Annotated in this window: 14 protein-coding genes, 1 pseudogene and 1 riboswitch; of the genes and pseudogenes, 9 read left to right on the forward strand and 6 right to left on the reverse strand. The window is 62.0% G+C overall.

The annotated features are described in order from the left end of the window. From VR71_RS04155 to metZ, 3 genes and pseudogenes are all read right to left on the reverse strand, one after another. A pseudogene (locus VR71_RS04155) lies at positions 1 to 443 on the reverse strand (hypothetical protein); the annotation flags it as partial. A gap of 165 nt (positions 444 to 608) precedes the next feature. Continuing rightward, the gene (folE2, locus tag VR71_RS04160; protein ID WP_045681551.1) at positions 609 to 1,709 is read right to left on the reverse strand and encodes a GTP cyclohydrolase FolE2; all 1,101 of its coding nucleotides are present in this window, start codon (positions 1,707 to 1,709) and stop codon (positions 609 to 611) included. A 137-nt stretch (positions 1,710 to 1,846) separates the two neighbouring features. Beyond that, positions 1,847 to 3,031: an O-succinylhomoserine sulfhydrylase gene (metZ, locus tag VR71_RS04165; RefSeq protein WP_045681475.1), complete on the reverse strand. Its 1,185-nt coding sequence runs from the start codon at positions 3,029 to 3,031 to the stop codon at positions 1,847 to 1,849. 56 nt (positions 3,032 to 3,087) lie between these two features. Next, positions 3,088 to 3,164: riboswitch (SAM riboswitch) on the reverse strand. A gap of 113 nt (positions 3,165 to 3,277) precedes the next feature. On the opposite strand from metZ, the gene VR71_RS04170 reads away from it, so the two are divergent. The 5 genes from VR71_RS04170 (at position 3,278) to VR71_RS04190 (ending at position 8,446) form a co-directional block, all read left to right on the forward strand. Beyond that, positions 3,278 to 4,219: an alpha/beta hydrolase gene (locus VR71_RS04170; protein WP_045681477.1), complete on the forward strand. Its 942-nt coding sequence runs from the start codon at positions 3,278 to 3,280 to the stop codon at positions 4,217 to 4,219. A gap of 28 nt (positions 4,220 to 4,247) precedes the next feature. Next, a complete protein-coding gene (locus VR71_RS04175) occupies positions 4,248 to 4,907 on the forward strand; it encodes a glutathione S-transferase N-terminal domain-containing protein (RefSeq protein ID WP_009818226.1) in 660 nt (219 codons plus the stop codon). Positions 4,908 to 5,066: 159 nt separating this feature from the next. Beyond that, entirely contained in the window at positions 5,067 to 5,294 is a 228-nt protein-coding gene (locus tag VR71_RS04180) for a DUF1127 domain-containing protein (protein ID WP_009818227.1), read from the forward strand. 63 nt (positions 5,295 to 5,357) lie between these two features. Then, positions 5,358 to 6,806, forward strand: a complete 1,449-nt coding sequence (locus VR71_RS04185) for a TrkH family potassium uptake protein (RefSeq protein ID WP_045681479.1) — start codon at positions 5,358 to 5,360, stop codon at positions 6,804 to 6,806. A 26-nt stretch (positions 6,807 to 6,832) separates the two neighbouring features. Further along, positions 6,833 to 8,446: a thiamine pyrophosphate-binding protein gene (locus VR71_RS04190; protein ID WP_045681481.1), complete on the forward strand. Its 1,614-nt coding sequence runs from the start codon at positions 6,833 to 6,835 to the stop codon at positions 8,444 to 8,446. On the opposite strand, the gene VR71_RS04195 is transcribed toward VR71_RS04190, so the two are convergent. From VR71_RS04195 to VR71_RS04210, 3 genes are all read right to left on the reverse strand, one after another. Next, positions 8,440 to 8,724, reverse strand: coding sequence for a hypothetical protein (locus VR71_RS04195; protein WP_045681483.1), 285 nt, complete (start codon positions 8,722 to 8,724; stop codon positions 8,440 to 8,442). The two genes, VR71_RS04190 and VR71_RS04195, sit on opposite strands and share 7 nt — an antisense overlap. 419 nt (positions 8,725 to 9,143) lie before the next feature. Further along, entirely contained in the window at positions 9,144 to 9,329 is a 186-nt protein-coding gene (locus VR71_RS04205; protein WP_045681488.1) for a hypothetical protein, read from the reverse strand. Between the two features lie 59 nt (positions 9,330 to 9,388). Next, complete coding sequence (locus tag VR71_RS04210; protein WP_045681490.1) at positions 9,389 to 10,075, reverse strand: Crp/Fnr family transcriptional regulator; 687 nt, start codon at positions 10,073 to 10,075, stop codon at positions 9,389 to 9,391. 111 nt (positions 10,076 to 10,186) lie between these two features. Between VR71_RS04210 and VR71_RS24620 the strand changes: the two genes are divergently transcribed. Genes VR71_RS24620 through VR71_RS04230 form a run of 4 tightly spaced genes read left to right on the forward strand, consistent with a single transcriptional unit; the run spans position 10,187 to position 15,477 of the window. Then, positions 10,187 to 10,651: a hypothetical protein gene (locus VR71_RS24620; RefSeq protein ID WP_296429859.1), complete on the forward strand. Its 465-nt coding sequence runs from the start codon at positions 10,187 to 10,189 to the stop codon at positions 10,649 to 10,651. 10 nt (positions 10,652 to 10,661) lie between these two features. Next, positions 10,662 to 12,581: a DUF3604 domain-containing protein gene (locus VR71_RS04220; protein WP_045681492.1), complete on the forward strand. Its 1,920-nt coding sequence runs from the start codon at positions 10,662 to 10,664 to the stop codon at positions 12,579 to 12,581. A 14-nt stretch (positions 12,582 to 12,595) separates the two neighbouring features. Next, entirely contained in the window at positions 12,596 to 14,473 is a 1,878-nt protein-coding gene (locus VR71_RS04225; protein WP_045681494.1) for a DUF3604 domain-containing protein, read from the forward strand. Positions 14,474 to 14,487: 14 nt separating this feature from the next. Further along, positions 14,488 to 15,477 carry a transporter gene (locus tag VR71_RS04230; RefSeq protein WP_296429860.1) on the forward strand — a complete coding sequence of 330 codons (990 nt, stop codon included), beginning with the start codon at positions 14,488 to 14,490 and terminating at the stop codon, positions 15,475 to 15,477. Positions 15,478 to 15,482 lie beyond the last annotated feature (5 nt).

The following is a 15,482-nucleotide window of genomic DNA, read 5'->3' on the forward strand; positions in this document are numbered from 1 at the left end:
GCCTTGGGCGTCGGGGCAGGTGCCGCGACTGCTGCCTTTGGGGCGGCGGCCGGTGCTGGAGCGGGTGCCGGTGTCGGTGTCGGCGCGGTCACGGGCGTTGGGGTTTTGGCCACGGGGGCAGGGGCGGGGGCGGCTTTTGCCTCGGGAACTGGGGCGGGTTTCGGCGTTGCAACCACGGCTGGTTTCGTCGCGGCGGTCTTGGCCCGTTTGGCAGGACGCGGTTTTGCGGGGGATTTTGCCGCCTGTGCCTCTGATTTTGGCGCCTCTGTTTTGGCCGGAGCGGCAGGTGTTGCGGCCTTGTCGGCCATCCCCCGCGCGAAGGGGCCCGCCTTTAAGGCAGCCTCGCCGAAGACCTGCGCGACGCGCAGCTGTTTTTCAATCATATATCCGGTGAAGCGGATTCCGGCGGCGGAAAGTTTCAGCGGAAGGTCAGGAGCAAGCATGGTTTCGTCCCTTTCAACAGGTGCGCCCTACGCTTAGCGCAGACGGATGACAGAATATAACGCGCGCATCGCTGCGTTGCAGCAATTTGACCGTAGGTCAAATCACAATCGTAGCGCTACGCGGATTTCTGCTTAAATTCTCGCCGTCTCGCCTGATTTCCGCGCTTATCGCCCGTGAATCAGCGTCTGAAACAATTTTGGATCGAGACTTTGCGCGGCAAAGGTCTCGCCCTCGGTCAGAACGCTGACGGCATCATGGCTGTGCAAGCTCTCTTGATGGCTGGCGATAATGCGGAAATCCCCGATGCGGGGATCGGAGAGCAACTGTTCGCAAAAGAGGCGTGCCGCATCCTCGACAAAAATCGGATTGGCGGCGTTCAATTCGGCAAAGGCCTGTTCATCCTCTCGCTTGACCATCACTTGCGTCTCGGTTGGCACGGCGCGACGGGCCAATTCAATCAGATCCTCGAACCAGAGGCAGTCGTTTTCGATCAGCTCGACCGAAATCCTCGCAACCGAGCGCTGAGAATGGGGCGTCGCAAGCTGGCCGCGTGCAGACCGCGCATGTTCGCTGAGTTCCAGCGAGCAGGGGCAGGTTGAGGAATAGACGTAATCGAGATGCATGAACTTCCGCTTGATCCCGGCGGATTCGACCAGTTCCATTGCGATGTCGTAATATTGAAAGCCCTCCAGACCGGAGCGCAGCGAGCGCACCCTGGCCGGGTAGGAGAGGCGCATTTGCAGGCGCGCATCGACCGACTCGAGATCGGTGATGTAATCGGCCAAAGCCGCCTCCATCACCTCGGCGCTGAAGGTCTTTTCGGCGTGTTTGTAGAAACTGCGCATGATCCGGGACATGTTGATGCCCTTTTTGCCCGCATCAAGGCTGACCGTGCCCGTGACCGAAGTCTCGAGCGTCAAGTCGCCATTGTCGCGGGTATGGTAACGGATCGGCAGGCGGAAATTGGAAATCCCCACATGTTGCAACTGCTGTCTGGTGCCGCGAATAAGTGACGCGGGGCCGTTTTGCAGGTCGGGCAGGGTGGCAAGATAGGCCGGATTGGTCGCGAAATCCTCTGGGTAGTCGCGCGCCAAATGAGGGTAATTCGACAGTTCGCCCGAGGGCAGGAGCCGCGCGATTGCCGGGTCGAGATCGGCCACTTCCTCGGGGGAGGCGGCGCGCGCCCAATCCCGCAAAAGCGCAAGCGCTTCCTTAGCCTCGTCCCGATCCGGTGCAGGCTTCATTTCAGACGGATGCACATTCATCGCAAAACTTCCCTTCAGCTCTGCCAGACCCTTACATATAGCGTTTTGGCAGGAATTGCTATTATCGTAGGGATTTACGCCAAATGCGGCAAAGCGGATCATTCAAGCCCCGGAAATAGCTGAAAAACTTTTTGCTCTCAGCCTGCGGCCTCCAGGGCATTGCGAATGTCGTCGATCAGATCGCCGCAATCTTCCAGCCCTACGCTCAATCGGACAAGACCCGGTGTGATACCGAGCGCCGCCTTTTGATCGGCAGGCAGGCGCTGGTGCGTGGTGGTGGCGGGGTGGGTCACGATGGATTTCGCATCGCCCAGATTGTTCGAGATGATCACGATGTCCAGCGCGTTCAGGAAGCGGAAGGCCGCCTCTTGCCCGCCCTTGAGGTCGAGCGCCAGAACCGTGCCGCCTTCGCCCATCTGCGCGCGCACCAGAGCGTGCTGCGGATGGTTAGGCAGACCCGGATAGATCACCCGCGCCAGGCGCGCATCGCCCTGCAACGCATCGGCAATCGTCTGTGCGCTTGCGGTCTGTGCGCGCACGCGCAGGTCGATGGTCTCGAGCCCCTTGAGCATGACCCAAGCCGTGAAGGGCGACATCGAGCCGCCGGTGTGTTTCATGTAGGGCTCGACGGTGCCGCGGATGAAATCGCGCGTGCCGAGGATCACCCCGCCCAGCGTGCGGCCTTGCCCGTCGATATGCTTGGTCGCGGAATAGATCACCACATCCGCACCCTGTTCGATGGCGCGGGAAAAGACGGGTGTGGCAAAGACATTGTCCACCAGCACGAGCGCGCCCGCCGCATGGGCCAACTCCGCCACCGCGCGGATATCGACCACGTCGAGCGTGGGGTTCGAGATGGTCTCGAAGAATACCGCCTTGGTGCCGGGCCGGATCGCCGCGCGCCATTGGTCCAGATCGGTGCCATCGACGAAAGTCACCTCGACCCCGAACCGGGTCAGGATTTCCTCGAGCACATAGAGGCAGGAGCCGAATAGGGCACGGGCGGACACCACATGGTCGCCTGACCGCAGCATCGACGTGAGCGCGCCCGAGACAGCCGCCATGCCGCTTGCGGTGGCAAAGGCATCCTCGGCACCCTCAAGGGCTGCGATCCGGTCTTCGAACATCGCGACGGTGGGGTTGCCATAGCGGGCATAGATGAACTCATCCGCGCCCGCCTTGATGAACCGCGCCTCCGCCGCCTCGGCGGTGTCATAGACAAACCCTTGGGTGAGGAAAATCGCTTCGCTCACCTCGTTATACTGGCTGCGTCGCGTGCCGCCATGCACCAGTTTGGTGCGCTTTTGCCAAGTCTCGCTCATATCCAACCTCCGGGCAGCCCGCCCATGAAAAAAGCCCCAACGCGGTCAAGCGAAAGGGGCCTTTCATCCTGACCTTTTAGCGGTTTGTTTAACGTGGCCCGCAATCCGGTAACAAATCGCCACAGTCGCGCATTACTCCTGCGTGCGGGCGTCGTCAACTGTGTCACGCAGGTTTCATGCAAGCGTCACCTTAGCGACGTATGTGTCGGTTACCCCACACCCACAACATCTAGTGGGATGAGGGACATGCCGCTGATCCATGTGAATGCGGGGCCAATGGGGCCGATGGTGCATGACGGGCCGGGTGATCTGGACTCTGTCCTGTCCGGTCTCCCGGTGGGAGATGGCCCCGTGATCGTGATGGTGCATGGCTTCAAATACGCGCCCAACCATCCCACGGAATGCCCGCATCGCCACATTTTTTCGCTCGCCCCGGAGCGCACCTGTTTCAAGGTGCGCAGTTGGCCTGCCGGGTTGGGATTTGGCGCGGGTGCGCCTGACGAAGGGTTGGGCATCGGGTTTGGCTGGCAGGCGCGTGGCCATATCTGGGGTGCCTATGCCGAGGCGGCCGAGGCGGGTCGTCAACTGGCGCAGGTGATTGAGATGTGTCGCGCCATTGCCCCGGAGCGGCCCATTCACGCGGTGGCGCATTCGCTGGGCGCGCGGGTTGTCCTCTCGGCGCTGCGGCATTTGCCGGCGGGGGCGTTGAGCCGGGTGATCCTGTTGGCTGGGGCGGAATTTGGTCAGCGCGCGGCAGAGGCGCTCGACACACCTGCGGGGCGTTGTGCGGAGGTGATCAATATCACCAGCCGCGAGAATGATTTTTACGATTTCCTGTTGGAATGTCTCATTGCTCCGCCCAAACGCGGGGACCGGAGTCTGGGTCTTGCGCTGCCCAGCGGGGCCAATGTGCTGAACCTTCAGATGGATCATTCCGGCACATTGGCGGCGCTGGAGCGCGCGGGATTTGCCATAGCGCCTGCGACCGCGCGTATCTGTCACTGGTCGCCCTATACCCGGCCCGGTGTCTTTGGCCTTTACAACAGCCTGTTGCGCCGTGGCCCGGATTTGCCGCTTGGCGCGCTCCGGGCGGCGCTGCCTTGCGTGTCCGAACCGCGCTGGTCGCGCCTTCTGACCCTGCCAGAGATACGCCTGCCCTTGCCAATGGGGCGCAAACCGTCATTCTGAGCGCGCACACTGCGCAGGAGATTGACCGATGCCCGCCCCGATTGACCTCTATTACTGGCCCACGCCGAATGGCTGGAAAGTTTCCATCGCCCTCGAGGAAATGGGCCTGCCGTATCGCTGTCACCTAATTGATATTGGGGCGGGCGATCAGCATGCCCCTGAGTATCTGAAAATCTCGCCCAACAATCGCATCCCCGCCATCACCGACCCCGACGGGCCGGACGGCGCGCCGATCCATATTTTCGAATCCGGGGCGATCCTGCAATATCTGGCGCGCAAGACCGGGCAGTTTTACGGCGAGAGCATGCGCGACCATATCGCGGTCGATCAATGGCTGATGTGGCAGATGGGCGGTGTCGGGCCAATGGCTGGTCAGGCGCATCATTTTCTGAAATTCGCCAAGGACGATATCCCCTATGCCAAGGACCGCTACCGTGGTGAGGTGGCGCGGCTTTATGGCGTGCTCGATCGGCAATTGGCCGGCCATGACTTTGTTGCGGGTGATTTCTATTCCATCGCCGATATGGCGCTCTGGGGCTGGTGCTCGCTCTGGGAGGGGCAGCAACAGACGCTGGAGGACAAGCCGCATTTCGCCCGCTGGCTCGAGCGTGTGGGAGCGCGGGAGGGGGTCCGGCGCGGGCGGGCATTGCATGCCGACAAGCGACGTGATCCGACCGCGAAGCCGTGAGTCGCAGACGGCTATTGCGGTGGGTGAGGCCGAGTTGATTGGAATGCTGCAATGCAGCAACACTTTGCGCGGCATTCAACAGGGTGCGCGATTTTTGCGATCTGTTGCGGTATCATGAGCAGAGGGAGGGGACCTGTCTGATCCAAGAAGGGGAACCCCATGGCCGAAAGCGACCTGATAACCCGGTTCATGCCCGCCCAATGGCGGCGCGATCTGGATCTTTTTCTGGTGGAACGCGCCGCCGGGATGAATGGCTATCTCTTGGCGCGCCAGAGGATTGCGAGTGTGGCCTATCTTCAGAGCCTAAGCGAGTCGGAACTGGCAAGCATGGGCCTGAGCCGTAGTGATATACCGAGCTTTGTGTTCGAGGACATTCTGCCGGATTAAGAGGGCCGCGCAAGCGCTGATCCAGCTTGACAGTCTGAGTGGCAACCGCCAACTCTGCGCCTCATGTTCGATATGCGACCCGTGGGATATCTCGTTGGCCTGATGGTCATGGCCATGGGCCTGACCATGGCGTTGCCGCTTTTGGTGGATATCGCCGAAGGGCGGGAACATTGGCCGGTGTTTGCCGAAAGCATGATCGTGACCTGCCTGATGGGGGGGCTCGTGGCCTTGGCCTGCAAGAATTCTGTGGGTCAGGGGCTGACGATCCAACAGGCGTTTTTGCTGACCACGCTGGTCTGGGTGGCGCTGCCGCTTTTTGGAGCGCTGCCGTTCATTCTGGGTGAGACCCGGTTGGGGTTCATTGACGCGTTTTTTGAAGCGATGTCAGGCGTCACGACGACAGGTGCGACAGTAATCGCCGGGCTCGATGACCTGCCAAAGGGGCTGTTGCTGTGGCGCGGCATTCTGCAATGGTTGGGCGGCCTTGGGATCGTGATCGTTGCGCTGGTTTTTCTGCCAGAAATGCGGGTGGGGGGGATGCAGTTCTTTCGCGCCGAAGGGTTTGACACCTTTGGCAAGGCGCTGCCGCGCACGATCGACATCTCGAAAGGGGTGCTGAACGTCTATCTTGGGCTGACGGCGGTCTGTACGCTGAGCTATTTGACGCTGGGAATGGGGGCGTTCGATGCGACAGTGCATGCGCTGACCACTGTGTCCACTGGCGGTTTCTCGTCTTATGATGTGTCCTTCGGAGCGTTTCCAGGGCCACCGCAATATGCCTGCGTTGTGTTTATGATCCTTGCGAGTCTGCCCTTTGTGCGAATGATGCAGGGGGTGCATGGCAATCTGGAACCGATCTATCGCGACACGCAGGTGCGCACCTATCTGCGCTGGCTGTTCTATGCGTTTGCGTTGGTGGCAGTCTATGATTTCCTGATGAATGGCCGGATCACCGAAGAAAGCCTGCGGGAGCGGTTGTTCAACGTGGTCTCGATTTTCACCGGCACGGGATATGGCGACGGCGACGTGACGGCCTGGGGCAATTTTCCATTTGTTGTGTTGATCGCGGTTGGCGCGATTGGCGGCTGCACGGGGTCCACGGGCTGTTCCATCAAGATTTTCCGCTACCAGCTCATGTTGCGGGCTCTGGGGCAGCAGGCGCGTCGAATCTTCAACCCATCGAGTGTGATGGTGCTGCGCCATGAGGGGCGAAAGGTGGAAGATGAGGTTTTGCAATCGGTGATGCTCCTCTTCACCGTCTATATCCTGTCGCTGGGCTTCTTTTCGGTGGCCCTCGAACTCACAGGGTTGACCTTGATGGAATCGGTCACAGGGGCCTGGACCTCGATCTTCAATGTCGGTCCCGCCTTTGGCCAGAGTGTCGGGGCGACTGGATCGCTCTCGGCTTTTCCAGATGCGGCCAAGGTATTGATGATTCTTGCCATGTTGATGGGGCGGTTGGAGATTCTGGCCGTCATCGTGCTCATTCTGCCGTCATTCTGGCGTCCTTAACATTCTGACCTCATAAGGAGCCTGAGATGGCTGAGAAATCCGTTGAGTTTCGCGCACAGGCACCCTTGGGGGCGCAGATCAGCCATATGCTGAAATCGCGCGGGGTTGAGGTGATCTTTGGTATTCCGGGGGTGCATAATCAGGAAATGTATCGCGGGATCGAAGAGGCCGGGATCACGCATGTTCTCGCGCGGCATGAACAGGGCGCGGGGTTCATGGCCGATGGCTATGCGCGGGCCACGGGCCAACCGGGTGTGGCCTATGTGATCACCGGGCCGGGGCTGTGCAATATCCTGACGCCGCTGGGGCAGGCGTGGTCGGACAGTGTGCCGGTGCTGGTGCTGTCGTCCTGTCTGGACGAGACGGCGGCGCAACAGGGGCAGTTGCACCAGATGCGCGATCAGCGCGCGGCGGCGGGCTGTGTCTGTGAGTGGAGCGAAGAGGCGCGGGATGCCGCCAGTGCCTATCGGCTGATTGACCGCGCGCTTGTGGAGTTTGCCACGCGGCGCGGCAGGCCACGGCATATTCAGGTGCCGATTGCGGCGCTGGAAGGGATGGCCGAGGCGGCGCCTGTGGCGGTGGCTTTGGATCATGCGCCGGTGCTGGCCGCTGAGGCGGCGGCGGAGGTGGCCGAGGCGCTGACGCACGCGCGCAAGCCGCTGCTCATTCTGGGCGGCGGGGCTGTGAAAAGTGCCGAGGCGTGGCGCGAGATTGCCACGCGGCTGGGGGCTGCGACCTTTACCAGCTATGCCGGGCGCGGGATCATGGGGGTGGAGGCGCCGCTCGATTTCGGGGCCTATCTGGCGCGGCCTGACAGTGTGTCGGTCATCGCTGAGGCCGATCTTGTGCTGGTCGTGGGCAGCGAGTTGTCGCAGAACGATCTGTGGCGGGCAGATTTGGGGCATCGTGCGCCGCTGATCCGGGTGGATATCGACGCGAGCGTTCTGGGTGGGGCTGTATCGGGAGATCGCCGGATTCTCGCGGATGCGGGCGCGCTCGGGCGGGCGCTCTTGAGGCACGACCTTGGGTCTCGCGGCGGCTGGCGGCCTGAAGAGATCGCGTCCGCGCGGGCGCGGTGGCGGGCCGAGAGCGGTGCGGAGCGGCCCGGCATTGCCAGCCTTTGCGACACCTTGCGCGCGGCGCTGCCGGAGGACACGATGATCTATTCCGACATGACGCAATTCGCCTATGTCGCCAAGGAGGTCTGGCCAATGGCGCGGCCCGGTCACTGGCATCATCCCACCGGCTTTGGCACGCTGGGCTATGCGCTGCCTGCAGCGATTGGCGGGGCGATGGCGCGGCGGGGCAAGCCCACGGTCGCAATCGCGGGCGATTACGGGTGTCAGTATACGGTGCAGGAACTGGGCACGGCGGTCGAGCAGGGATTGGCCCTGCCGATCCTGATCTGGGACAATACCAAGCTGAAAGAGATCGAGGACAGCATGGTGCGCGCGCAGATCGCGCCCAATGCGGTCAAGGCGCATAATCCTGATTTCTGCGCCCTTGCGCGGGCTTATGGCGCGCATGCCGTGGCCCCGCAGAGTGCCACGGCGTTGCAAGAGGCGGTGCAGGCAGCGCTGCGTGCGGACCGCCCCACGCTGATCCATATGACGCCGGTGTTGTCGGAGCAGGGTCAGTAGACATCGCTGCGACCGCTTACGGAAATATAGGCCGCGCAGCCGGGCCGGGCGGTGTTGATGATGAGATACCAGACGGTTTCTCCGGGCCGCCCGGTGCGGGAGTATTCGCATCCCGAGGGGTGGGTCCACCATTGGCCCTGATGGTTGGCGGGGGGCATGACGCTGCTGTTGCCGACCTTGATCTGAGTGGCGCGCCCGACTTTCTTTGAGACATCCGCATGCGCGGCCCCGGTCAGACCGAGCGTAATGGCAGTGACAAATGACAGGATGGTTCTCATGATATGGACTCCAATTGACGAGGGCGTTTGGCTGTTGCGGCCAAGACTGCTGTGTTTGGGTCTTGAGTTCACCGCCTTGCAGGGGCGCGTTGGTGTCAAGACCATGTCAAAAGAACGACCCTCACTTAGACTTATTCCCAAATTGTGCGCATTCGGGAGGCTGGCGTCGTGGATATTTCGTAAGAAATTGAATTTAATGAAATATTATCAGGCAGGATGGGGCGATCTGGAGCGATTGATCGACTGCTCTTAGCCGTGCTGTGCCGGGTGTTTATAAGGTCACTACATCCGTGCCCGACAGATCGCACTCTGCGGAGTGCTACGCGTACTTCGCTCAGGTGGCGCGCATTCCTTGACGCGCTGTGTGACGATGTGGTCTCGTGTGTGAAGGGCCAAGCAAAATCAATGCCTTGCATGATTTAAATGGCAGCCCGAGCAGCCGCCATGATAGGCGCTGTGACCTGTCGGAAGGAACCATATATGTCGATATAATAAGCGAAAAAAACACCTTCCTTGGCACTATGTTTCATCACAATCCGATTTGTTCGATGATCTTGCGAGGGATAGACAGGGGAAACGACTGTCAGGCGCAGGCTGACGGTCATCTGCCTATCCTGAACGGGGTGCGGTCATAGACCTTGGGCGGCCGCCATCGCGCATTGGGTCAATCCGACAGCAGATCCTTGAGCGCAGCGGGATCCAGAATCGCGATCGTCCTGTAATCCGTCCGGATCAGCCCGCGTTGCGCGAGGTCTCGGAGGATTTCAGTTGCGGATGATCTGGAGAGGCTGGACGCCGCCGCCAATTCGAGTTGGCTCACCGCTACCGTGGGGATTGGCGGGGCGCCCTGGAAGCCGTTCCGGTGTCCGGCGAACCGCAGCAGAACGGCGACGAGCCGCTTTCTCGAGTCCCGGATCATCAGGTCCTCGCCCGCCCCGATGGCCATCAACTCGTTCATCACCGACAGCATGGCGACCGCCCGCCACACGTCCGGATCCCGTTGGGCGATGCGGGTGACAACGCTCCGGTCGATTGCGCAGAGCATGAGATCTCCAGACGCCTCGGCCTGCACGGCGCGGGTCTGCCCGGTGATGACCGAGACCTCGCCAAACCAGAACCCTGGACCTGCGCAATGGACGAGTTTTGGGTCCTGTTCGTTCATCGTCGCGAAGATGCGGACGACCCCCGACACGACGCCCCAGAGGCAGATCTGCTCTTGGTGGAAGCCATAAATCATGGCTCCGTCGATGAAGCGCCGGATCCTGCCAGTGCCGAGCAGTTCGTGGCACAGGTCCGGGTCGGCCTGCGCTAGCGATCCGGTGGTCAGAGTCTTGGCGACAGTCGCGTCCACAGGATCTCCGGGTTCAAATTTTTCGGTCGAATTATCCAGTTTTGGATCATCTCACAGCGCGAACTTGTGCCTTGTCAAGATAGGGAGAGTCGAAACCGATGCATTCTGCGCATGTTTCCTGCTGTGGCCGACTCGGACGTGGGGCTGCTGCCGCGGGTTCGAGAAGAGGCGGGTCCCCACCGGAGGATTTTTCATGCGCATGGGGCTGACGGTTTTGGCCCTCCTTTTTTCGACGATTTCTGCGCGCAGCTGCGCGCGCGCCTTTTCATTCCGGCACCCACGTTGCCGCACATTTCAGGAGACATCGCCCATGATCCGCTTCGGCCTCATCGCCTGCGCGTATTTGTTCGCTGCGCATCAGCCCCTGCGGGGCGCGTCGGCTCGGTGAAGGATGCCGTCGATCCGAATTGCACGCCGACCAAGGTGGCGACGGGCGCGGCCATGACGGCCACGGTAGGCGTCGGCAATCGCTGCGACGTCGGACAGACGGCGCGCGACACGGCCGGGATCAACGGCAAGGTTGATGCCGTGAAGGGTCGCAACGACACCAATCCGGTCAAGAAGCTCAAGACTTAGGGAGATTGCCATGTCGACGATGACACGACTTTTCGTGACGATAGGCGCGGTCCTGCTTGCGACGACCGCTGTTGCTCAGGACGCCATCGAGGCCGAGGGCCTCTCCGGACCTGCGGGGCGGCCCTATTCGCCCTATGCAAACCGGGCCTTCCCAACAGAGGTCTATTTTGGCGACACGCATGTCCACACCGCCTTGTCAGCAGATGCGGGCGGCTCTGGCACACGCCTGCTCCCCCGCGATGCCTATCGCTTTGCCCGCGGCGAGCAAGTGATCTCAAACACCGGCCAGCCGGTGAAACTCGCCCGCCCGCTCGACTTTTACATGATCACCGACCACACGGATGGAATGGGCGCCATTACCGACATCATCGGCGGCGCGCCCAACATCATGGCTGACGAACAGGGCCGGTATTTTCACGAGGCGTTCAACAAGGGCGGCAACGCGGCCCAGCAGGCCGCGTTCGAATTGACAGCCTCGTTCTCGCAGGGGACGGTTTCGCCTGCGCTCAACTACCAGCCGGGCAATCCGGGCTACAAGCGCGTCTGGGACGATATCGTGGCCGCCGCCGAGGAATTCGACAATCCGGGCGTTTTCACCACGTTCATTGCATTTGAGTGGACCTCTCTGGTCTCCGGCAACAACCTGCATCGTAACGTGATCTTCCGCGATAATGCCGACCGCGCGGGTCAGATGGTTCCCTACACGACGACGCCGCCGGTTGGCTCGCCCGATCCGCGCGACCTCTGGGCCTGGCTGCAGAACTATGAGGACGTGACCGGGGGAGACGTGCTTGCGATTCCGCACAACGGGAACCTGTCGAACGGTATGATGTTCGCACTTCAGGACGACTTTGCCGGTGGGGCGGCGCTGGATGCCGAGTATGCCGCGACGCGCCAGAAGTGGGAGCGTCTCTATGAGGCGACCCAAAACAAGGGTGACGGGGAAGCGCATCCGTTCCTGTCGCCTGAGGACGAGTTCGCCGATTTCGAGACATGGGACTATGGCAATCTTGACGCCTCGGTCGCCAAGACGACGGAGATGCTGCCGGGGGAATACGCGCGCTCGGGCCTGCTGCGCGGGCTGATGCTCGAGGCAGAGCTTGGTGCCAACCCCTTCAAGTTCGGGCTTGTTGGCGCCTCCGACAACCATGTCGGGCTGACCACGTCGGACAATGACAACTTCTTTGGCAAATACGCGGCATACGAGCCGAGCCCCGAGCGGTCACAGCATGTGAGCAAGCGGTATGCCGACGGCAGCGTCGCGCTCAACTCCTGGCAATACATCACCTCGGGTCTCACCGCAGTCTGGGCTGAAAGCAACACGCGCGGCGCTCTCTTTGACGCGATGGAGCGACGCGAGGTCTATGCCACCACCGGTCCGCGGATGCGGGTGCGGTTGTTCGGCGGCCGGAATTTCGAGGAAAGCGACGTGTCGGGACGGGATCTGGCGCTTGTCGGATATTCCAAGGGCGTTCCGATGGGGAGCGACCTGCCGAGCGGTGACGGGGCGCCTTCATTCCTCGTCTACGCACTGCGCGATCCCATCGGGGCGAATCTTGACCGCATCCAGATCATCAAGGGCTGGATCGACGCCGAGGGGACGCCGCGCGAAAAGGTCTATGATGTCGCCTGGTCTGACGGGCGTGCGCCCGGAACCGACGGCAAGCTTCCGGCGGTGGGCAACACGGTCGATCTGTCTATCCCGTCCTGGACCAACACCATCGGCGCACCCGAGCTTGGCGCGGTCTGGAGCGATCCCGAGTTCGACCCGGCGCTCTCGGCCTTTTACTACGCGCGGGTGATCGAGATCCCAACTCCGCGCTGGACGGCCTATGACGCGGTGAAGTTCGGGCTCGACCTGCCGGACGACGTGCCGCTGATCACGCAGGAGCGCGCCTATACCTCGCCCATTTGGTACACACCGGGCTGAAAGGAAGAATCATAATGTATCGCCTCCTTGCCACGACCAGTCTCGTTGTTTGCGCCGTGCCGGCCCTCGCCCAAGAGGACGCACCCGCGGTCTTTCCATCGGCCACGGCGACCTATTCCCCGTATCTGAGCGAGGATTATCCCAATCAGGTCTTTTTCGGCGACACGCATCTGCATACGAGCTATTCGGCCGATGCGGGCATGATCGGCAACACTCTGGGTCCCGCGGATGCCTATCTATTCGCCAAAGGTGAGGCGGTGGTGTCGAGTATGGGTGTTCCCGCGCGTCTTGCGCGGCCCCTCGATTTCCTCGTCGTCGCGGACCATTCGGAAGGTCTGGGCGTCTCGCCGCTCTTGGCCGAGGCGAACCCCATCGTCACCGAGGAACCCTTTGGCGCGAAGCTCTTTGCCCTTCTTCAGGTTGGCGACTCGCCGGGCGCGTACGATCTTTGGCGGACGGGCAAGATTGACCGAACGAACACGCTCGCCGACAACGAAGCCGTCTCTGAAATCGCCTGGGAACAGATCACCGAAGCGGCAGAGACGGCCAGCACTCCGGGCGCCTTTACGGCCTTCATCGGCTACGAATGGACGTCAATGCCGAACGGGAACAACCTGCACCGCGTCGTCGTCTATCGGGATGGCAAAGCTCTGGCGGACCGAATGATCCCGTTATCCTCGGATCGCAACCCAGACCCGGAGGCGCTCTGGGAGTGGATGCAGACCTACGAGGACGAAACCGGCGGAAAGCTGCTCGCCATCCCGCACAACGGAAACGTCTCGAATGGATTGATGTTCGACGACGTGACGCTGTCTGGAGGTCCGCTGACCGAAGACTACGCGGCGGCCCGGATGCGGTGGGAGCCGCTCTACGAGGTCACCCAGATGAAGGGCGACGGGGAGACGCACCCGTTCCTATCCACCGATGACGCGTTTGCCGATTTCGAAACATGGGACAAGGGCAGTTTCGGCCCGGCGCCGAAGACCCCCGAGATGCTGCCGCGCGAATATGCCCGCGAAGCCTACAAGCGCGGTCTTGCCTATGAGGCGGCGCTTGGTCGCAACCCGTTCAAGTTTGGAATGATCGGCTCGACCGACTCGCATACCTCGCTCTCGACGACGCAGGAGAACAACTTTTTCGGCAAGATCAGCGCGCTCGAACCAACGTCGGATCCGATCCGTATGGAGGAGGTCATCACGGGTCGGGGGAGCGGCCCGGAGGGCCAGCAACGGGCGTGGCAGACTTCGGCCGCCGGACTCGCGGCGGTCTGGGCGCGGGAGAATACCCGCGAGGCGCTTTGGGATGCGATGGCGCGCAAGGAGGTCTACGCGACGACCGGGACCCGCATCCGCGTGCGCGTTTTCGCGGGCTACGACTTTGAGAAGACCGATCTCCCGCGCGCGGATTTCGACGCCCACGGATACGCCAACGGTGTCCCGATGGGGAGCGATCTTGCCGTCGACGCCGATGGGCGCGCGCCGCGCCTCATGGTCCGTGCGCTGCGGGACCCGGACGGTGCCAATCTCGACCGCATCCAGATCGTCAAGGGCTGGCTCAATGCCGACGGCACGACTGCCGAGAGAGTCTACGACATTGCCTGCGGTGGGCGCGCGCTTGTGCCCGAGGGCTGTGACGGCGCGGTCGGAAACACGGTCGACGCGGCAAACGCCACCTGGACGAACGACATCGGGCAGGCGATTCTCGCAGGCTTCTGGGAAGACCCTGAGTTCGACGCTGCGCAGCGCGCCTTTTACTACGTCCGCGTCCTCGAGATTCCGACGCCGCGCTGGACCACCTACGATGCCAAGGTTTTTGGCATCGAGATCCCCGACGGTGCGCCCGCCTCGATTCAGGAGCGCGCCTACACCTCGCCCATCTGGTACACGCCATGAAAGGACATCTGACCATGTCGACATACAGACAGCCGCTGTGGGCCGCCACACTTGGTGCGGTCCTCGCGGTCACCGCCGCACCGGTGCTGGCCGTGGAGGGCGGGATCGGAGCCTATTTCCTGGGCACGCGCGACACTTTTGCAGGGATCGTCCCGCCGCCCGGCACATACCTGTCCTTTAGCTATGACTATCTGGAAGGGCAGATCGATGGCCTGTCAGTCGGCGGTCTTCCGATCGCGGCGGACACGGACGTCAAGCTCAATCTGCTGCGGCTCGGAATTACCCAGTCCTTCGCGATCGACCTCTGGGGCGGCACCCCGGCGTTCAACGTGACCATCCCGATCGTGAACCCCGAACTGACCTGGACCGCCGTCACACCTCCCCTCGCAGGCGCGGCGCTCGACGACAGCACGTCGGGCATCGGCGACCTGATCTTCACCGGGCTTGTCGGTTGGCACGACGACAAGCTGCACTACAGCACCGGTCTGAGCGTGTACGCGCCCACGGGTGATTATGACACGGCGACCGTCAACGTGGCGGCTCGAACTGTCGACGCCCTGTCGAACGGCAAGAACGTCTGGAGTTTTCAGCCCTTCGTTGCGGTCACATGGCTTAATCCCTCCAGCGGGCTCGAGATTTCGGGCGCGGCGAGCCTTATGTTCAGCACCGAAAACAACGCCACCGACTATCAGACCGCGCCGGCGCTCCAACTCGAAGGTGCCGTGGTCCAGCGCCTTCGGTCAGGATGGGGATTCGGCCTGACCGGCTATTTCTATCAGCAGCTCGACGACGACACCGGACGCGGTGCGGAACAGACCCGCGTGGCGCTGGGCGCGGATAGCCTGCAGGCGCGGGTTGCAGGCGCCGGTCCGATCGTGACCTTCAGTGGCGGACAGCTCTTTGGTGCCGATGTCAGCCTCAAGATCAAATACGTGGCCGAGTTTGCCGCCAAGCGCCGGTTCGAAAACAACATCTTCACGGCAAATCTATCCCTCGCGTTCTGAGTGGG

Source organism: Roseovarius sp. BRH_c41, from assembly GCF_000961715.1.
In the GTDB taxonomy this organism is placed as follows: Bacteria; Pseudomonadota; Alphaproteobacteria; order Rhodobacterales; family Rhodobacteraceae; genus Roseovarius.

Coding starts and splice junctions, on each gene's coding strand:
- folE2 (WP_045681551.1), bottom strand. CDS start 1,709: ATGAATGTGCATCCGTCTGAAATGAAGCCTGCACCGGATCGGGACGAG.
- VR71_RS04190 (WP_045681481.1), top strand. CDS start 6,833: ATGGCTGAGAAATCCGTTGAGTTTCGCGCACAGGCACCCTTGGGGGCG.
- VR71_RS04170 (WP_045681477.1), top strand. CDS start 3,278: ATGCCGCTGATCCATGTGAATGCGGGGCCAATGGGGCCGATGGTGCAT.
- VR71_RS04205 (WP_045681488.1), bottom strand. CDS start 9,329: ATGACCGTCAGCCTGCGCCTGACAGTCGTTTCCCCTGTCTATCCCTCG.
- VR71_RS04230 (WP_296429860.1), top strand. CDS start 14,488: ATGTCGACATACAGACAGCCGCTGTGGGCCGCCACACTTGGTGCGGTC.
- metZ (WP_045681475.1), bottom strand. CDS start 3,031: ATGAGCGAGACTTGGCAAAAGCGCACCAAACTGGTGCATGGCGGCACG.
- VR71_RS04185 (WP_045681479.1), top strand. CDS start 5,358: ATGTTCGATATGCGACCCGTGGGATATCTCGTTGGCCTGATGGTCATG.
- VR71_RS04220 (WP_045681492.1), top strand. CDS start 10,662: ATGTCGACGATGACACGACTTTTCGTGACGATAGGCGCGGTCCTGCTT.
- VR71_RS04175 (WP_009818226.1), top strand. CDS start 4,248: ATGCCCGCCCCGATTGACCTCTATTACTGGCCCACGCCGAATGGCTGG.
- VR71_RS24620 (WP_296429859.1), top strand. CDS start 10,187: ATGTTTCCTGCTGTGGCCGACTCGGACGTGGGGCTGCTGCCGCGGGTT.
- VR71_RS04225 (WP_045681494.1), top strand. CDS start 12,596: ATGTATCGCCTCCTTGCCACGACCAGTCTCGTTGTTTGCGCCGTGCCG.
- VR71_RS04195 (WP_045681483.1), bottom strand. CDS start 8,724: ATGAGAACCATCCTGTCATTTGTCACTGCCATTACGCTCGGTCTGACC.
- VR71_RS04180 (WP_009818227.1), top strand. CDS start 5,067: ATGGCCGAAAGCGACCTGATAACCCGGTTCATGCCCGCCCAATGGCGG.